We start from the raw sequence: 18073 nt of genomic DNA on the forward strand, positions 1-18073 counted from the left end.
AGAGGTGCGCGGTAGTCTTTCTCCCTCCCCCCCCCCTTCCCCCCCCCCCCCCCTCCCCCCCCCCCCCCCCCCCCCCCCCCCCCCCCCCCCCCCCCCCCCCCCCCCCCCCCCCCCCCCCCCCCCCCCCCCCCGACGCCGCAAGGAGTTCGCCTGCCTGGAAGGGCGCGAGCCTCCTAGTTGATCTCGAGGGGGTCGCCGCCTTGGCGGGTGCCGGTGTCGAGGGCGTCGATCTGGGTGAGGTCGGCGTCGGTGAGGGCGAAGTCGAGGACCTGCCAGTTCTCGCGGATGCGGTCGGGGGTCTCGGATTTGGGGATCACGACGTTGCCGCGCTGGAGGTTCCAGCGGAGGACCACCTGGGCGGGGGTGCGGCCGTGGGCCTCGGCGACGGCCTTGACGGCGGGCTCGTCGAAGAGGCCGCCGGAGCGGAGACCGAGCGGGCCCCAGGATTCGGTGACGACGCCGTGCTCGTCGTGCCAGGCCCGCAGTTCGGGCTGGCTGAAGTACGGGTGGAGCTCGACCTGGTTGACCTCGGGGGCCGTGCCGGTCTCGGCCTCGCAGCGGGCGAGGTGGTCGATGGTGAAGTTCGAGACGCCGGCCGAGCGGAGCAGGCCCTCGGAGCGGGCGTCGAGGAGCGCGCGCCAGGACTCGGCGTACTTGTCGACCTGCGGGCGCGGCCAGTGGAGGAGGTACAGGTCGAGGTAGTCGGTGCCGAGCCGCTCCAGGGACTCGTCGAGGTTGCGGCGGACCTCGTCGTAGCCGTGGTCCCAGGTCTTGCTGGTGAGGAAGATATCGCCGCGGGCGATGCCGGATTCGTTGATCGCCTTGCCGACGCCGGTCTCGTTCTTGTAGCCCACCGCGGTGTCGACGAGCCGGTAGCCGGTTTCGAGCGCGGTCTCGACCGCGGCGCGCACGTCGGTGCCGTCCTCGATCCTGAAGGTGCCGTAGCCGTAACGGGGGATCTCAGCCCCGCCAGACAGGGTGATGGCTGTGCTCAGTTCGCTCATGCGCGCGAGCCTACCCATTTGGCGAGCGATTGCAACTTCGCTCCCGCGAAGAAACTTGCCGTTCTGGAAAGTCTCGACTTGACGAGATGGAAAGTCGTCGGCTAGACTTTCCATCATGGAAAGCAACGTGAACCCCCAAGAGGCCCAGGCGGCCCTGGACGCCGTGGCCGAATCCCGCTCCAGCATCGCCGACAAGCTCTACACCCCGTGGTGGTACCACCCGGCCCTCGGCATCCTCGTCGGCGGCCTCATCGCCGTCGCCTACTCCGGCTTCCCCTTCGTCGCCTTGATCCCGGCGCTCCTCATCTACGCCGGAGGACTCGCGGCGCTGGTCACCGTCTACCGCCGCAAGTCCGGCGTATGGCTCAACGGCAATGAGGCCGGCCCCCGGTCGCGCCGCAGCCTCTACCGGTTCGGCGCGGCCGTCCTCGCCGCGGCGGTCGTCGGCGCGGTCTTCGCCATCGGCATGGAGATCCGCTGGGTCGGCCCGCTCACCGGCCTCGTCGTCGCGGTCGCGATCAGCGTGTGGGGCAGGCACTTCGACGAGCTCATGCGAGCGGACCTGCGCGAGTCGGCATGAGCACCGAAGCCCGGTTCGACGAGATCATCCACGCGCCCAACCGGTTGCGAATCTGCTCGATGCTCTCGGCGATGAACGAGGTCGAGTTCGCGGCCCTCCGTGAGAGCCTGGGCGTCAGCGACTCGGTCCTCAGCAAGCAGCTCAAGGCTCTCGAGGACGCCGGGTACGTCAAGGTCAGGAAGTCCCCTCTGGACGGACGCACCCGCACCTGGGCCGCGTTCACCCCCGAGGGCAAGGACGCCTTCAACGGGCACGTGGCCGAACTCCGCCGCCTCGCGGCGGGCATCGAGGCGTCATAGCGAACGAAACGCGAGGCGGGCCGGGGAGGCATCCCCGGCCCGCCTCGTCGTCGCTCAGCGCTCGTTGCTGCCGGGGTCGATGCCCTGGCGCTCGCCGGTCTCCAGCGCGTCGATCAACGCCATCTCGCCCTCGGTGAGCGCGAAGTCGAACACGTCGAAGTTCTCGGCGATGCGGCTCGCCTTGGAGGACTTGGGGATCACGACGCAGCCGTGCTGCAGGTGCCAGCGGATGACCACCTGGCCCGGGCTCTTCCCGTGCGCCTCGGCGGCGGCCGTGACGGCCGGTTCGGCGAGGACCGAGCCGGTGCGCTGGCCGAGCGGCCCCCACGACTCGGTGGCGATGCCGCGCTCGGCCTGCCAGGCCCGCAGCTCGGGCTGGTTGAAGTACGGGTGCAGCTCGACCTGGTTCACCGAGGGGTACACGCCGACGGCCTCGCGGACCCGGTCGAGGTGCTCGGGCAGGAAGTTCGAGACGCCCGCCGAGCGGATCAGGCCCTCCTCCTTGGCCTTGAGCAGGGCCTCGAAGGTCTCGGCGTACAGGCCCTGCTTGGGGGAGGGCCAGTGGATCAGGTACAGGTCGAGGTAGTCGGTGCCCAGCCGTTCAAGCGAGGCTTCGAGGGCTGCGCGGGCCTTGTCCGCGCCGTGGTGGTCGTTCCAGACCTTCGTGGTGAGGAAGACCTCGCCGCGCGGGACGCCAGAGCCGTTGATCGCGCGGCCGACGCCGACCTCGTTGCCGTACATCTCGGCGGTGTCGATCAGCCGGTATCCGGCGGCCAGCGCGGCCTCGACGGCGTGCTGGGCCTCGTCGTCGCCCACCTTGTAGGTGCCGTAGCCGATGCGGGGCATCGCGGTGCCGTCGTTGAGCATGATCGGAGCGCTGAGATCAGTCATGCCCCGAGGGTAGCCGCGTCAGAGGGCCTTGCGGTCGGCGTCGACCATGATCCGCGCGAGCTCGCCCCAGTGGACCTTGGCCTTCCAGCCGATCTCGCGCGCGATCTTGGCCGGGTTCCCGATGAGCTCGGGGACCTCGGCCGGCCGCTCGTACCGCTCGTCGTGCTCGACATGCTCGCGCCAGTCGAGCCCGGCGTGGCCGAACGCGGCCTCGGCGAAGTCGCGGACGGTGGCGGGCCTGCCGGTGGCGAGGACGTAGTCGACCGGTTCGTCGTGCTGGAGCATGAGCCACATGGCCTCGACGTACTCGGGCGCGTAGCCCCAGTCGCGCACGGCGTCCATGTTGCCGAGGAAGACCTTCCGCTCCAGGCCGGCCTCGATCCGGGCGACGGCGCGGGTGATCTTGCGGGTCACGAACGTCTCGCCGCGCCGGGGGCTCTCGTGGTTGAAGGAGATCCCGTTGACGGCGAACATGCCGTAGGACTCGCGGTAGTTCACGGTGGCCCAGTGGGCGTAGACCTTCGCGACGCCGTAGGGGCTGCGCGGGTGGAACGGCGTGGTCTCGTCCTGCGGGGGCGCGGTCAGGCCGAACATCTCCGAAGTGGACGCCTGGTAGATGCGGGTGTCGATCCCGCTGGCGCGCACGGCTTCCAGGAGCCGGATCACGCCGAGCGCGGTCACGTTCGCGGTGTACTCGGGCAGGTCGAAGCTGACGCGCACGTGGCTCTGCGCGGCGAGGTTGTAGATCTCGTCGGGGCGCACGTCCCGGATGAGGTTGACGAGCATCCCGGCGTCGGTGAGGTCGCCCTTGTGCAGGAAGAGCTTGCGTCCGGCGTCGTGCGGGTCCTGGTAGACCGCGTCGAGGCGGGAGGTGTTGGCCAGGAGCGAGGACGCGTGCCGGACGATCCCGTGGACCGTGTACCCCTTCGCGAGCAGCAGCTCGGTCAGGTACGAGCCGTCCTGCCCGGTGATGCCGGTGATCAGGGCGGTCTTGCCGGGTGCGGTGGTCATGCGCGGTCCTTCGGGGGTGTCGTGATCGGCAGGTGTTCGGAGCGGCCGATCCAGTCGGCGCACAGCCGCAGTCCCTGGCGGCGCGCGAAGGCGGGGTCGCGGCTCTCGGCCAGGCGCAGCACCCCGTCGGCGACGCCCGCGGAGTAGGTTGCGGGGTCGGCGACCGGGGCTCGCTCCAAGCGGGCGAGGATCACGCCTTCGACGAGGCCGAAGACGAGGTGCGCGCGCTCGGCGAGCCCGCCGGGCGGGTAGTCGAGGGCCGGGCCGGTGCGGCCGAGGAGTTCCCGGTAGGAGTCGCGCAGCCGCCCGCGCATCTGCCGGAACGGCGCGAAGGCCTCCTGCTGCACTTCGGGCAGCAGGTACAGCGCGCCGAGGTTGTGCTCGGCCCCGGCGAGCTGCGCGGCGTCGATGCGGGCCAGCGCCCAGAGGCGGGCCTCGGCGGGGGCGTCCTGCTCGGCGAGCGCCCATTCGGCGAATTCGAGGGAGGGGGCCACGGTGGTCTCCAGCAGGCTGCTCAGCAGGGCTTCCTTGCTGGGGAAGTGGTAGTACATGCTGGCCTGGCGCATCCCGGCCCTGGCGGCGATGGCGCGGGTGGAGGTGGCGGTGTAGCCCTGGACGGTGAAGAGCTCGGATGCGGCGGCCAGGAGCTGGTCGCGGGGTTCGGCTGCGGGTGCGGCGCCGCCGGGGCCCTGGGCGGCCCGGGGGCGGCCGACGCGCCGCTTGGGCCGGTCCGCCGGGGACTCCTTCGCTGCGGTGGGCATCGGTACGCCTTCCTGTCCAGTGTGCGCGCACCAGTCTAGTTCGCGGGCTACCGATCTGGTCGGCGAGCGCGTGCCCGGCGTCCGGCGCGCCTGGGCGTATTGCGGTTGTGCGGGGGTGTTCATGCCGGTGAAATAAATTCTGTCAGTCGATCGAAATACCAGGGCGATTAGTTTCTATCGACTGATAGAAATCTGATCGGAAGGTGCCCGATGATACTCCTCGGTGTAGGGCTCTCAATCGTCGTCGTCCTCGTGATCGGCCTGGTCGTGTCACGGAAAGTGGACGGCGACTCCGGCCGCTACCTCGTCGCGGGCCGCACCCTCGGCGTCCCGCTCGTCACCGCCGGGCTCATGGCCCAGGCGGTCGACTCCAACGCCACCCTCGGCAACACCGACCTCGCCTACGGCTTCGGCTTCTGGGCCGGGGCAAGCCTGCCCATCGGGCTCGCCCTGTGCCTGCTCCTCACCGGCGTGTTCTTCGCGAAGCGCATGAACGCCGCCAAGCTCCTCACGCTCCCGGACTGGTACGCCCGCCGGTACGGGCGCCGCATCGAACTGTCCGCCTCGGTCGCCATGATCGGCGCCTACGTGCTCCTGCTCGCCGGGAACCTCGTCGCGGGCGGCTTCCTGTTCGAACACTTCCTGGGGATCGACTACACCATCGGGGTGCTGCTCATCGTCGCGGTGGTCATGACCTACACCGTCGCGGGAGGCATGTTCTCCGACTCGTACACCGCCGCCGCCCAGATGGTCATCACCATCGTCGGCACCGCCTCGCTCTTCACCTGGGTGGCCCTGACCCACGGGATCTCCGTGCCCGAAGGCATGGGCGCCTTCGACCTCGGCCAGCTCACCGACCCCGCCCAAGGCGCCCCGGTCAACTGGGCGACCCTCATCGCCCTCGGCGTCGGCGACATCGTCGCCATCGACTTCATGCAGCGCATCTTCTCCGCCAAGAGCCCCTCGGTCGCCCGCCGGGCCTGCTTCCTCGGCGCGGCCGGGACCCTCCTCATCGGCATTCCCTTCAGCTACGTGGCCCTCTCCGCGGTCGACATCGTCGGACCCGACGCCGGCGCCGCGGTGCTGTTCACGCTCCTGGAGGACCACGCGCCCGCCTGGCTCGCCATGCTCGTCCTCGCCGCGGTCGTCGCCGCCTCCTGCTCGACCGCGAACGGCGCGATCCTCGGCACCGGGGCCGTCGCGGCCCGCAACATCGCGGGCATCCGCGAGACCGACCGGGGGCGCCTGCCCGAGCTGAAGATCTTCGGCGCCGGCAAGGACCCGCTACTGCGCGCCAGCCGCATCGCGATGTTCCCGATCGTGGCCCTCGCCGTCGTCGTGGCGGTGCGGGTCCCGCAGACCGGCATCCTGCTCACGCTCGCCTTCGACCTCATGCTCGCGGGCCTGGTCGTGCCGTTCGCCCTGGGGCTCTGGTGGAAGCGCGGCGGCGCCGCCTCGGCGGCGGCCGCGATCGCGGTGGGCTTCGGCGTGCGCCTCACCCTGTTCGCCCTCACCCCGACCGTCTACGGCGTCCCGAACGACCTGCTGTACTTCGAGAACGACGTGTTCACCGCGGCCGCCGACGGCTGGTCCACCTTCATCGCGTTCCTCGCGGGAACCGCCGCCTACGCGGCGGTCGCGCTGCTGCGCCCGGCCAAGGCCTACCGCGCCGCCGCACCGGCTCCCCGCGCGGTCCGCGAACCCGTGGCCGCGAAGGCCTGAGCCGCACCGGAGGCCCCCGCGAACGCCGTTCGCGGGGGCCTCCGGTACGTCCGCCGACAGCAAGCGAACCCGTTGTGCGGCTACAGCAATCAAGCCGAAACGCGGAAGTCACGGCTCCGATCACTTACGCGGCTAATTTCTATCGAGCGACAGAAATTGATCGGAGCGGAGGCCCGCATGACCGAAACCCCTGCACCCCAAGCCGAACCGTCGGCCACCGGCAACACCTACGCCGCCCGCGACCACGCCCGCGCCCAAGAAGCCGCCGCAGCGGCCACCGAACGCGCCTGGGTCCCCGCCGCCGACCACCCCGGCACCCCGGCCGACATCGACCCCGCCGCACTCGTCTGGGCCGAGACCGTCGGCGGCGGCGGATACGCCCACCAGGCCCTCGCCCCCGGCACCGCCCTCGAACTCACCGACCTCGAAGGCGACGCCTGCGTCCACCTCGCCCTCGCCTGGGCCGGAAGCCCCTGGGAGCGGCTCTGCGTCGCCGACACCCTCAAAGTCCAATGGAATGCCTACCTCGGTCAAGGCAGCCTCCTGCTCTCCGACCAGGGCCGCGCGCTGGCGACCCTGACCATGGACGAGTCCGGCCGCCACGACGCGTTCTGCGGCGCGCCCACGGCCGCCCAGAATGCGGCGCGCTACGGCAGCGGCACGCCTTGGGGCCCGACCCCGGCCGCGCGGGAGCTGCTGAAGCTCGCCGCCGCCAAGCACGACCTCACCGCCCGCGACCTCCCGCAGACCGTGGCGCTCTTCAAGGGCCTCAAGGCGGACGGCGAAGGCCGCCTCCATTGGCAGGGCGGCTCCGGCCCCGGTCGGAGGGTCCGCCTCCTCGCCGAGGCCCCGCTGCTGGTCATGCTCGCCAACACCCCGCACGCCCTCGACCCGCGCGAGGACTACACCGCCACCCCGGTCCGCGTCCTCGCCTGGCGCGAGCGCCCGACCGGACCCGGCGACGCCCGCTGGGACGCCACCCCCGAAGGCCGCCGCGCCCTCGCCAATACCGCCGCCCGGATCGGAGCCGCCGCATGACCGCCAAGCCACCCGCCGAATCCATCGTGGACCCCCGCGCTCCCTGGTCCGGGTTCGTCGCCGCCGGGCAGACCCTGCGGATCACCGACCTCGAAGGCAACCAGGCCGTCGACTTCCTCCTCTTCGACGCCGCCGACACGAACCTGCGCTACAGCGCCCAGAACACGATCGCCGCCGCCGGGTCGCTGTTCCTCACCACCGGTTCGGTCCTGCGCGACGTCGAGCACCGCCCCCTCGCCCGTGTCACCGCCGACAACTGCGGCCGTCACGACACCATCGGCGGGGCGTGCTCCAAGGAGTCCAACACCCTCCGCTACGGGCACCAGACCTGGGCGCAGCACGCGTGCGTCGAGAACTTCCTCCACGAGGGCGCGAAATGGGGCCTGGGCAAGCGCGACATGACGGGCAATGTCAACTGGTTCATGAACGTGCCCGTCGAGGACGACGGCTGCCTGGGCATCGTCGACGGCATCTCCGCGCCGGGCCTCGAAGTGGCCCTCCGCGCCGAGCGGGACGTCATCGCCCTCATCTCCAACTGCCCCCAGATCAACAACCCGTGCAACGCGTTCAACCCCACCGCGATCCGCGTGTCGATCACTGAGCACATTGACGCCTCGCAAGCTTCGGCGAGGGTGCACATTGACGCCTCGCAAGCTTCGGCGAGGGTGCACATTGACGCCCCGCAAGCCTCGGCGAGAGTGCACATTGATCCCTCGCAAGCTTCGGCGAGAGTGGAGTCCTGACTTGACCTTCGACACCCTCCTGATCGCCAACCGCGGCGAGATCGCCGTGCGCGTCATCGCCACCGCGAAGCGCATGGGCCTGAAGACCGTGGCGGTCTACTCCGACGCCGACCGGGCCGCCGCGCATGTGGACGCGGCCGACCAGGCGGTGCGCATCGGCGGTCCGGCCCCCGCCGACTCCTACCTGCGGCCCGACCGCATCCTCGAGGCCGCCTCCGCGACGGGCGCGGGCGCGATCCACCCCGGGTACGGGTTCCTCTCCGAGAACGCCGCGTTCGCACGGGCCGTCGAGGACGCCGGGATCGCCTTCGTCGGCCCCGCCCCCGAGCACCTGGAGCTGTTCGGCGCCAAGCACACCGCGCGCGCCGCCGCCGAGGCCGCCGGAGTCCCGCTCCTGGCCGGGACAGGGCTGCTCGACAGCGTCGACCACGCCCTCGCCGAAGCCGACCGCATCGGCTACCCCGTGATGCTCAAGGCCACCGGGGGCGGCGGCGGCATCGGCATGCGCCCGGCCGCCGACCCGGCCGGGCTGCGCGAGGCCTGGGACAGCGTCAAGCGCCTCGCCGAGAGCGGCTTCGGCGACGCCGGGCTCTTCCTCGAACGGCTCGTGCGCCGCGCCCGGCACGTCGAGGCGCAGGTCTTCGGCGACGGCCTCGGCGAAGTGGCGGTCCTCGGCGACCGCGACTGCACCCTCCAGCGCCGCAACCAGAAAGTGATCGAAGAGGCCCCCGCGCCCGACGTCCCGGCCCGCCTGCGCGAGCGCTACCAGCAAGCGGCGCAGCGGCTCTGCGCCGACGTGCGCTACCGCTCCGCGGGCACCGTGGAGTTCCTGTACGACACCGAACGCGAGGAGGTCGCGTTCCTCGAGGTCAACACCCGCCTGCAGGTCGAGCACCCCGTCACCGAGGCGGTCTTCGGCGTCGACCTCGTCGAGTGGATGCTCCGCCTCGCCCAAGGGGACGCGGCCCCGATGCGCCGCCCGCTGCGGGCCGCAGGCCACGCCGTGCAGACCCGGCTGTACGCCGAGGACCCCGCCCAGGGCCACCGGCCCTCTACCGGCACGATCACGCACCTCGCGCTCCCCGAAGGGGTCCGCGCCGATACCTGGATCGAAGCCGGGACCGAGGTCGGCCCGCACTACGACCCGATGATCGCCAAACTCATCGCCCACGGCTCCACCCGGGCCGACGCCGTCGCCGCCGCCGCGAACGCTCTGGCGGAGCTGCGGATCGCCGGGGTCGAGACCAACCAGGGGCAGCTCGCCGCGGCCCTCGCCCACCCCGATTTCGCGGCCGCGCGGCACACCACCGCGACGCTCGCCGACGTGCCCGACCCGCGCCCCCGCATCGACGTCCTCGCCGCCGGGACGCAGACCACGATCCAGGACTGGCCCGGCCGCACCGGCTACTGGCAGGTCGGCCTGCCGCCTTCGGGCCCCATGGACGACCTGTCGTTCCGCCTCGGGAACCGCGCCCTCGGCAATCCCGAGGGCGCCCCCGGCCTCGAATGCGTCGCGCAGGGGCCGACGCTGCGGTTCAGCCACGACACCACGGTGTGCGTGACCGGTGCCCCGGCCCCGGTGACCGTGTCCGGGGCGCCTGCGCCGCAATGGGAGCCGTTCACCGTCCCCGCCGGGGCCGAGCTCGCGATCGGCGCGCCCGAGACCGCCGGCATCCGCACCTGCCTGCTCGTGCGCGGCGGCCTCGACGTGCCGCGCTACCTCGGCTCGGCCGCCACGTTCACCCTCGGCGGGATCGGCGGCCTCACCGGGGCCGCGCTCAAACCCGGCGACGTCCTGCGCGCCGCACCGGCCGGGCCCGGCGCGCCCGCCCCCGTGCCCGAAGCGGACCGCCCGGCGTTCACGAACGTGTGGGAGCTGCCGGTCGTCGAAGGCCCGCACGCCGCCCCCGAGTTCTTCACCCGCGAAGACATGGACGACTTCTACAGCGCCCGTTGGGAAGTGCACTTCAACTCCGCCCGCACCGGGGTGCGCCTCACCGGGCCGAAGCCGCGCTGGGCCCGCCCGGACGGCGGGGAGGCGGGCCTGCACCCGTCGAACATCCACGACAACGCCTACGCGATCGGCGCGGTCGACTTCACCGGCGACATGCCCGTGCTGCTCGGACCCGACGGGCCGAGCCTGGGCGGGTTCGTCTGCCCCGCAACGGTGATCGCGGCGCACCGCTGGCGGCTCGGGCAGCTGCGGCCGGGCGATGCCGTGCGTTTCGTGCCCGTCAGCGACGCGGGCGTCCCGCACGCCCGCCGGAGCCCGGCGCTCGCACCGGCCCCCGACCGCGCCCCGGTCACCGACGGCGGCGTGCTGGCCCGGATCGCGGCCGGGCCGGACGCCCCGGCCGTCGCCTACCGCCGCTCGGGTGACGACAACGTCCTCATCGAGTACGGGCCGAACCTTCTCGACCTGGCCCTGCGGATGCGCGTGCACGCCCTCGCCGAAGCCGTCGCCGCGAGCCTCGGCGACGAGGTGCTGCTCGACCTGACCCCGGGCGTGCGGAGCCTGCAAGTCCACTTCGACCCGGCCCGGCTCAGCCAGTCCGCGCTTATCGATCGACTGACAGAAATAGAAGCGACGCTGCCGTCCACGGAAGACCTCGCCGTGCCGAGCCGCGAAGTCTGGCTGCCGCTGTCCTGGGACGACCCGGCCACCCGCGAGGCCATCGACCGGTACATGAACGGCGTGCGCGACGACGCGCCGTGGTGCCCGTGGAACATCGAGTTCATCCGCCGCATGAACGGACTCGACACTGTGGACGACGTCTACCGCACGGTCTTCGACGCCGAGTACATGGTGCTCGGCCTCGGCGACGTCTACCTCGGCGCGCCCGTCGCGACCCCGCTCGACCCGAGGCACCGGCTCGTCACCACCAAGTACAACCCGGCGCGCACCTGGACGCCGCAGAACGCGGTCGGGATCGGCGGCGCGTACCTGTGCATCTACGGCATGGAGGGGCCCGGCGGCTACCAGTTCGTCGGCCGCACCGTGCAGGTGTGGAACACCCACCGCCAGCGCGGCCCGTTCACCGGGGGCAGGCCGTGGCTGCTGCGCTTCTTCGACCGCATCCGCTGGTACCCGGTCGGCACCGAGGAGCTGGGGGAGCTGCGGGCGGAGATGGACGCGGGCCGGTTCGCGCCGCGGACCGCCGACGGGGAGTTCCGCTACGCCGACTACCGGCGCTTCCTCGACGCCAACGCCGAAGGCATCGGCGCCTTCAAAGCGCGCCAGGCGGAGGCGTTCGCGGCCGAGCGCGCGGCCTGGGAGGCCTCGGGCGAGTTCGACCGCCAGCAGGCCGAGCCGCCGCAGGCCGAGACCGGGGACGTGACGGCACCGCCGGGCGGGGCCGTGGTCGCCGCGCCGCTGGCGGCGGCGGTGTGGAAGGTCCTGGTCGACCCGGGGCAGGAGGTCGGGGCCGGGGACGCGCTGTTCGTCCTGGAGGCGATGAAGATGGAGACCCCGGTGCTCGCACCGCAGGCCGGGCGGGTCCTGAAGGTCCTGGCGGGCCCGGGAGACCTTGTCGCGCAAGGCAGCCCGCTGGCGGTGCTGGAGCCGAGCTGAGGCGCGGCGAGGGCGGTCGTGCGACCCGCGGTGAAGGGCGTTCACGTCCCGGTCATCGAGACATCACCGATCCGTCCCGCCGAGTTGCCACGCCGAACCGCTCCCATTCCTTACGGTGTGTGGGCAAGCGATCCCTCCCATCTGTTCGCCCGCAAAGGAACCGCTCATGCAACGACGTAACCTGCTCCGCGCCGCCGTAGTCGGCACCGGCTCCGTCGCCTTCGGCTTCACGATGACCCGCCCCTCGTTCGCCGCCTACCCCGTCCAGACCGGACCGAGCCCGTACGGCTCCCTCCAGTCCGCCGACGCCAACGGCGTCCTGCTCCCGCAGGGCTTCACCTCCCGCATCGTCGCCCGCTCCTCCCAGACCGTGCCCGGCACGTCCTACACCTGGCACGGCGCCCCCGACGGCGGCGCGTGCTTCGCGGACGGGAACGGCTGGATCTACACCTCCAACGCCGAGCTCTCCACCGGCGGCGGCGCGGGCGCGCTGCGCTTCGACTCCGCCGGGAACGTCGTCGACGCCTACCGCATCCTCAACAACACCCGCAGCAACTGCGCGGGCGGCGCGACCCCGTGGAACACGTGGCTCTCGTGCGAGGAGGTCGACCGCGGCTACGTGTACGAGACCGACCCGTTCGGAGTGAACGCCGCCAGCCAGCGGGCCGCCATGGGCCGCTTCAAGCACGAGGCCGCCGCGTGCGACGCCGACCGCGGCGTCATCTACCTGACCGAGGACGTCTCCGACGGCGCGTTCTACCGCTTCAAGCCCACCACGTGGGGGAACCTCGCCTCCGGCCAGCTGCAGGTCCTCACCGAGTCCGGCGGGGTCCTCACCTGGAAGAACGTGCCCGACCCGGACGGCTCGCCGACCGCCACCCGCAACCAGGTCGCGAACACCAAGCGCTTCAACGGCGGCGAGGGCTGCTACTACGCCGACGGCACCTGCTTCTTCACCACCAAGGGCGACAACCGCGTCTGGGCCTACGACGCGGTGAACAACACGATCGCGATCGCCTACGACGACAACCTCACCTCCAACCCGCCGCTCACCGGCGTCGACAACATCACCGGCGCCGCCGCCAGCGGCGACCTGTTCATCGCCGAGGACGGCGGCAACCTGGAGATCTGCATCATCACGCCCGACGACATCGTCGCGCCGTTCCTGCGCCTCTCCGGCCACGGCTCCTCCGAGATCACCGGCCCGGCGTTCAACCCCGCCGGGAACCGCCTCTACTTCTCGTCCCAGCGCGGCACCTCCGGTTCCAGCTCGGGCGGCATCACGTTCGAGGTCACCGGCCCGTTCCGCACGGCCTAAACCGAAGGGGCTTCGCAGAGTGCACGGTCTGCGAAGCCCCGCAAGGGCCGCCGCGTCGCTAGGATGTCGGGACGTGTCCCTACAACGGAGTCGGTGATCGTCCATGTCCGTCCTCACCGTCGACCTCGCGATCGTCGGCGCCGGTCCCACCGGCCTCTTCGCCGCCTACTACGCGGGCTTCCGCGGCCTGAAGACCGCCGTCCTCGACGCGCTTCCCGAAGCGGGCGGCCAGATCACGGCCATGTACCCCGAGAAGCAGATCCTCGACGTCGCCGGGTTCCCCTCGATCAAGGGCCGCGACCTCGTCGACAACCTGCTGCGCCAGGCCGCGCCGTTCGAGCCGCAGTACCTCCTCGGCCGCCAGGCCAGCAAACTGGAGCACCAGGACGGCAAGCCGGTGCTCGAACTCGCCGACGGTCAGCGCATCGCAGCCGAAGCCGTGCTCATCACCGGCGGCCTCGGCAGCTTCGCGCCCCGGCCCCTTCCTGCGGCAGAGGACTTCCACGGCGCGGGCATCGTCTACTTCGTCCCCGAGCTCGCCGCGCACGCCGGGCAGGACGTGGTGATCGTCGGCGGCGGCGACTCCGCGTTCGACTGGGCGATCGCCCTCCACGGCATCGCCCGCAGCACCGTGATCGTGCACCGCCGCGAGAAGTTCCGCGCCCACCAGGCCACCGTGGACCGGGTCCGCGGCCTCGGCGTCCCGATCCTCGTCAACGCCCAGGTCACCGCCGTCGGCGGCACCGAGACGGTGGACGGCGTGGTCGTCGACGTGAAGGACGACGGTTCCCGGGAGCTCCCGGCCGACGCGATCGTCGCGGCCCTCGGCTTCACCGCCGACCTCGGGCCGCTGGGGGAGTGGGGCCTCGACCTCGACCGCCGCAGCATCGCCGTGGACTCCACGATGGCCACCAACCTGCCGCGCGTCTACGCCGCGGGCGACATCGCCGCCTACCCCGGCAAGGTCAAGCTCATCGCGACCGGCTTCGGCGAGGCCGCCACTGCGGTCAACAACGCGGCCGTCGCGATCGACCCCGAAGCGCACCTCTTCCCTGGACACTCGAGCGAGAACCCCTGATCCGTTGCGGTGCAACAGGTCTCGCAAATCCAAACGGGACTAACGTGACGTACTGACGGGTATCGCGCCAGGCGCTCCGACGCGAGCCCTACTATGCGGAGATGCTTGCCATGACCGCCGCGGACGGCCGCCTCGCCGCCGCCCAGGTGCCCGAACCCGCGCCCGGCCCCGATGAAGTGCTCATCGAGGTCGCCGCCGCCGGCGTCAACCGCGCCGACCTCCTCCAAGTCGCCGGCCACTACCCGAGCCCGCCCGGAGCGCCCGCCTGGCCCGGCCTCGAAGTCTCCGGCACCATCGTCAACGTCGGCAGCGACGACAACGCCACCTTCCTCGGCGCCGAGGTGTGCGCCCTGCTCCCCGGCGGCGGCTACGCCCAGTACGTCACCGTCGACGCCGGACTCGTGCTCCCCAAGCCCGAGAAGGTCGACCTCGTCGACGCGGCCGGACTGCCCGAGGCCGCCGCCACCGTCTACTCCAACCTCGGATACCTGCTGGACACCGCCGGGACCGAGACCGACCGCAAGCGGCGCGTCCTCGTCCACGGCGGCGCCGGCGGCATCGGCACGTTCGCGATCCAGTTCGCGAAGCAGCTTGCCGGAGCGGAGGTCTGGACGACAGCCCGCGCCGAATGGGCCCAGCGGCTCCAGGCCCTCGGCGCCGACCGTGTGATCGACTACCGCAACGAGGACTTCGCCGCCCTGGCGATGGAAGCGGGAGGCGCGGACGCCATCCTCGACGTGATCGGCGCGGCCTACTTCGAGCCCAACCTCAAGGCCCTCGCCCAGGACGGACGCCTCGCGGTCATCGGCCTCCAGCAAGGCACCAACGCCCAGATCCACCTCGGCGGCCTCCTCGCCAAGCGCGCCACCATCACCGGCACCACGCTCCGGGCCCGCCCGCTCGAACAGCGCCGCCAGATCCTCGCCGAGGCCTTCGAACGCGTCTGGCCCGCCCTCGACTCCGGCGAGATCGAACCGGTCGTCACCACCCGCGTGCCCCTCGCCGAAGCCGCCGAAGCCCACCGCCTCATGGGCGCAGGCGGCCACTTCGGCAAGATCGTCCTGACAGCGAAATAGGCGGAGGCGAGGCCCGACCGGTCGAGAGTGTCGGACCCGAACGGCATCATTAAAACCGGAGGCGCCTCGCGACGCCCGATTTGCACAGAAACGCCGAGACGCGCCCGGCTCACCAGCCGGGCGCGTCTCCTTCGCCTACTTCTCGCAGCAGCCGTGGCAGCAGGCCTCTCCGGCGCACTGGCACGAGTCGTCATTGCAGCAGTTGCAGCACTCGTCGGTCATCATCACTTGCACTCACCTCCATCAGACGCAGTCGGGGGACACCAGTTCTCAGGCAGCGGCGGGTCGCACGTGCCCGCGTCGACCGCCCGCAGCATGTCCGTCAGCTGCGTCCGCAACCCCTCCAGCCGCACGATCTCGGCCGTGATCTCGCCGATCCGACGCTCCAGGTGCTGCCCGGCCGGCTCGCACGGGCACGAGCCCGTGTCGCGCACCGCCAGCAGGTCCGCGATGTCGGCCAGGCGCAGCCCGGCGCGCTGGCACGCCCGGATGAACCGGGCCCGGTCCAGCGACTCGCTCCCGTACCGGCGGTACCCGGCCGCGCTGCGCTCGGGCGCGGGGAACAGGCCCTCGCGCTCCCAGTGGCGGATGGCGTCGGTCGAGACGCCCACCTCCTCGGCGAGCCTCCCGACGGTCAGAGTCACGGTTGCTGCGGTCATGCAACGACGGTAAACCTTGGTGCCGGGACCAAGGTCAAGTCCCGACCCGAGGTAATTTCCGCCGCGCTCACGACCGGCTAATGCGATGGAGTCCACAACGCCCCGCCAACTACCATGGACCCGTTATCCGACATCGGAAACTCCGATGACCAGCACCGAACGAGGAGAACCGTGGCACCCGCAGCGCCGAACCACAGCAGCCCAGTCGTCATCGAACCGCTGTGGGTCACTGCCGGCACCACGTGCGCTGCGGCGGTCGCCGAGGCCGGTCTCCCCGGCAACGGGCCGAACGCCATCGTCGTCGTCCGCGACGCCGAAGGCCAGCTCCGCGACCTCTCCTGGGCACCCGAGGCCGACACCAAGGTCGAGCCCGTGCCGCTGAACAGCCCCGACGGGCTCAACGTGATGCGCCACTCGGCCGCGCACGTCATGGCGCAGGCCGTCCAGGAGCTGAAGGAGGCCAAGCTCGGCATCGGCCCGCCCATCACCGACGGCTTCTACTACGACTTCGACGTCGAGGAGCCGTTCAACCCCGACGACCTCAAGGCCGTCGAGAAGCGCATGCTCCAGATCATCAAGCAGGGGCAGACCTTCCACCGCCGCAAGTACGCGTCGCTCGACGAGGCCCGCGCCGAACTCGCGAACGAGCCGTACAAGCTCGAGCTCATCGAGACCAAGGGCGAGGGCACCGACGCCGACGAGGTCATGGAGGTCGGCGGCGGCGAGCTCACCGCGTACGACAACCACGACCGCAACGGCGAGCGCGTCTGGGGCGACCTCTGCCGCGGCCCGCACCTGCCCTCGACCAAGCTCATCGGCGCCGTCAAGCTCATGCGCTCGGCAGCCGCGTACTGGATGGGCTCGGAGAAGAACCCGCAGCTCCAGCGCATCTACGGCACCGCCTGGGCGACCATCCAGGACCAGAAGGACTACCTCGCGCGCCTCGCCGAGGCCGAGAAGCGCGACCACCGCAAGCTCGGGCAGCAGCTCGACCTCTTCTCGTTCCCCGACGAGCTCGGCTCGGGCCTGCCGGTGTTCCACCCCAAGGGCGCGATCATCCGGCACGAGATGGAGTCCTACCTGCGCGCGAAGCAGCGTGAGGCCGGGTACGAGGTGGTCAACACCCCGCACATCACCAAGGAGCACCTGTTCCACACCTCGGGGCACCTGCCGTACTACGCGGACACCATGTTCCCGCCGATGGAGCTCGAGGGCGCGAACTACTACCTCAAGGCCATGAACTGCCCGATGCACAACCTGATCTTCCGCTCGCGCGGGCGCTCCTACCGCGAGCTGCCGCTGCGCCTGTCGGAGTTCGGGACCGTGTACCGGTACGAGAAGTCGGGCGTGGTCCACGGCCTGACCCGCGTGCGCGGCCTGACCCAGGACGACGCGCACATCTACTGCACCGAGGAGCAGGCGCCCGGCGAGATCCGGAGCCTGCTGGAGTTCGTGCTGCAGCTGCTGCGCGACTACGGACTCAACGACTTCTACCTCGAGCTCTCCACCCGCGGCGACTCGGAGAAGTTCATCGGCTCCGACGAGCTGTGGGAGTCGGCGACCGCCACCTTGCGCCAGGTCGCCGAGGAGTCGGGCCTCGACCTCGTCCCCGACCCGGGCGGCGCGGCCTTCTACGGCCCGAAGATCTCCGTCCAGGCGAAGGACGCGATCGGCCGCACCTGGCAGATGTCGACCATCCAGCTCGACTTCAACCAGCCCAACGGCTTCAACCTCGAGTACTCGGCGGCGGACGGCACCCGCAAGCAGCCGGTCATGATCCACCGGGCGCTCTTCGGCTCGATCGAGCGCTTCTTCGGCGTCCTGACCGAGCACTACGCGGGCGCGTTCCCGGCGTGGCTGGCCCCGGTCCAGGCCGTCGGCATCCCCGTCCGCGACGAGAACGCCGACTACCTCGAGGTGTTCTTCCGCAAGCTCCGCGCGGCGGGCCTGCGCGGCGAGGTCGACCACTCGGACGACCGCATGCAGAAGAAGGTCCGCAACGCCCAGCTGCAGAAGATCCCGTTCATGATCATCGCCGGTGACGAGGACCAGGCCGCGGGCACCGTCTCGTTCCGCTACCGCGACGGGTCCCAGCGCAACGGCGTCCCCGCCGACGAGGCCATCGCCCACGTCGCCGAGGTAGTCGAGTCCCGAGTGAACGAAGGCCCCTCGGCCGCAACCGAAGAGGCCTAGAACACGGCGAAGGGGGGGGGGGGGGGGGGGGGGGGGGGGGGGGGGGGGGGGGGGGGGGGGGGGGGGGGGGGGGGGGGGGGGGGGGGGGGTTTCTTTTTTTTTTTGTGTCTGTCTTTTTTTCCTTTCTCT

The 18073-nt window shown here is 71.4% G+C and carries 15 protein-coding genes; 10 read left to right on the plus strand and 5 right to left on the minus strand.

Features of this window, described 5'->3' with window-relative positions:
- Positions 1 to 173: 173 nt before the first annotated feature.
- Positions 174 to 1004 (minus strand): aldo/keto reductase, encoded by an 831-nt coding sequence (locus tag ACZ60M_RS24490; protein ID WP_465421708.1) that lies wholly within the window; start codon positions 1002 to 1004, stop codon positions 174 to 176.
- Between the two features lie 115 nt (positions 1005 to 1119).
- On the opposite strand from ACZ60M_RS24490, the gene ACZ60M_RS24495 reads away from it, so the two are divergent.
- Both ACZ60M_RS24495 and ACZ60M_RS24500 read left to right on the plus strand, forming a co-directional pair.
- Positions 1120 to 1584, plus strand: a complete 465-nt coding sequence (locus ACZ60M_RS24495; protein WP_465421710.1) for a hypothetical protein — start codon at positions 1120 to 1122, stop codon at positions 1582 to 1584.
- Positions 1581 to 1883: a winged helix-turn-helix domain-containing protein gene (locus ACZ60M_RS24500; RefSeq protein ID WP_465421712.1), complete on the plus strand. Its 303-nt coding sequence runs from the start codon at positions 1581 to 1583 to the stop codon at positions 1881 to 1883. Before ACZ60M_RS24495 ends, ACZ60M_RS24500 begins: the two co-directional genes overlap by 4 nt.
- Before the next feature lie 54 nt (positions 1884 to 1937).
- Here ACZ60M_RS24500 and ACZ60M_RS24505 read toward each other — a convergent pair whose 3' ends face one another.
- From ACZ60M_RS24505 to ACZ60M_RS24515, 3 genes are read right to left on the minus strand one after another with little or no spacing between them, the layout of a single operon-like run.
- Complete coding sequence (locus ACZ60M_RS24505; protein WP_465421713.1) at positions 1938 to 2774, minus strand: aldo/keto reductase; 837 nt, start codon at positions 2772 to 2774, stop codon at positions 1938 to 1940.
- An 18-nt stretch (positions 2775 to 2792) separates the two neighbouring features.
- Positions 2793 to 3785: a GDP-mannose 4,6-dehydratase gene (gene gmd, locus ACZ60M_RS24510; protein ID WP_465421715.1), complete on the minus strand. Its 993-nt coding sequence runs from the start codon at positions 3783 to 3785 to the stop codon at positions 2793 to 2795.
- Positions 3782 to 4546, minus strand: coding sequence for a TetR/AcrR family transcriptional regulator (locus ACZ60M_RS24515; RefSeq protein ID WP_465421717.1), 765 nt, complete (start codon positions 4544 to 4546; stop codon positions 3782 to 3784). The genes gmd and ACZ60M_RS24515 overlap by 4 nt, the downstream gene beginning before the upstream one ends.
- A 210-nt stretch (positions 4547 to 4756) precedes the next feature.
- On the opposite strand from ACZ60M_RS24515, the gene ACZ60M_RS24520 reads away from it, so the two are divergent.
- The 7 genes from ACZ60M_RS24520 to ACZ60M_RS24550 all read left to right on the plus strand — a co-directional run bounded on the left by ACZ60M_RS24520 (position 4757) and on the right by ACZ60M_RS24550 (position 15092).
- Positions 4757 to 6268: a high affinity choline transporter 1 gene (locus ACZ60M_RS24520; RefSeq protein WP_465421719.1), complete on the plus strand. Its 1512-nt coding sequence runs from the start codon at positions 4757 to 4759 to the stop codon at positions 6266 to 6268.
- 177 nt (positions 6269 to 6445) lie between these two features.
- Positions 6446 to 7306: an urea amidolyase associated protein UAAP1 gene (locus ACZ60M_RS24525; RefSeq protein ID WP_465421720.1), complete on the plus strand. Its 861-nt coding sequence runs from the start codon at positions 6446 to 6448 to the stop codon at positions 7304 to 7306.
- Positions 7303 to 8049 (plus strand): urea amidolyase associated protein UAAP2, encoded by a 747-nt coding sequence (locus ACZ60M_RS24530; protein ID WP_465421722.1) that lies wholly within the window; start codon positions 7303 to 7305, stop codon positions 8047 to 8049. Before ACZ60M_RS24525 ends, ACZ60M_RS24530 begins: the two co-directional genes overlap by 4 nt.
- 1 nt (position 8050) lies before the next feature.
- Positions 8051 to 11620, plus strand: a complete 3570-nt coding sequence (gene uca / locus ACZ60M_RS24535) for an urea carboxylase (protein ID WP_465421724.1) — start codon at positions 8051 to 8053, stop codon at positions 11618 to 11620.
- A 166-nt stretch (positions 11621 to 11786) separates the two neighbouring features.
- Entirely contained in the window at positions 11787 to 12938 is a 1152-nt protein-coding gene (locus ACZ60M_RS24540; RefSeq protein ID WP_465421726.1) for an alkaline phosphatase PhoX, read from the plus strand.
- Positions 12939 to 13041: 103 nt separating this feature from the next.
- Complete coding sequence (locus tag ACZ60M_RS24545) at positions 13042 to 14016, plus strand: NAD(P)/FAD-dependent oxidoreductase (RefSeq protein ID WP_465421728.1); 975 nt, start codon at positions 13042 to 13044, stop codon at positions 14014 to 14016.
- Between the two features lie 101 nt (positions 14017 to 14117).
- Positions 14118 to 15092: an NAD(P)H-quinone oxidoreductase gene (locus ACZ60M_RS24550; RefSeq protein WP_465421730.1), complete on the plus strand. Its 975-nt coding sequence runs from the start codon at positions 14118 to 14120 to the stop codon at positions 15090 to 15092.
- A 224-nt stretch (positions 15093 to 15316) separates the two neighbouring features.
- On the opposite strand, the gene ACZ60M_RS24555 is transcribed toward ACZ60M_RS24550, so the two are convergent.
- A complete protein-coding gene (locus tag ACZ60M_RS24555) occupies positions 15317 to 15751 on the minus strand; it encodes a MerR family transcriptional regulator (protein ID WP_465421732.1) in 435 nt (144 codons plus the stop codon).
- Between the two features lie 171 nt (positions 15752 to 15922).
- Here ACZ60M_RS24555 and thrS point away from each other — a divergent pair, with 171 nt between their 5' ends.
- Positions 15923 to 17944, plus strand: coding sequence for a threonine--tRNA ligase (gene thrS, locus ACZ60M_RS24560; RefSeq protein WP_465421734.1), 2022 nt, complete (start codon positions 15923 to 15925; stop codon positions 17942 to 17944).
- Positions 17945 to 18073 lie beyond the last annotated feature (129 nt).

Source organism: Glycomyces sp. NPDC050141 (assembly GCF_055586545.1).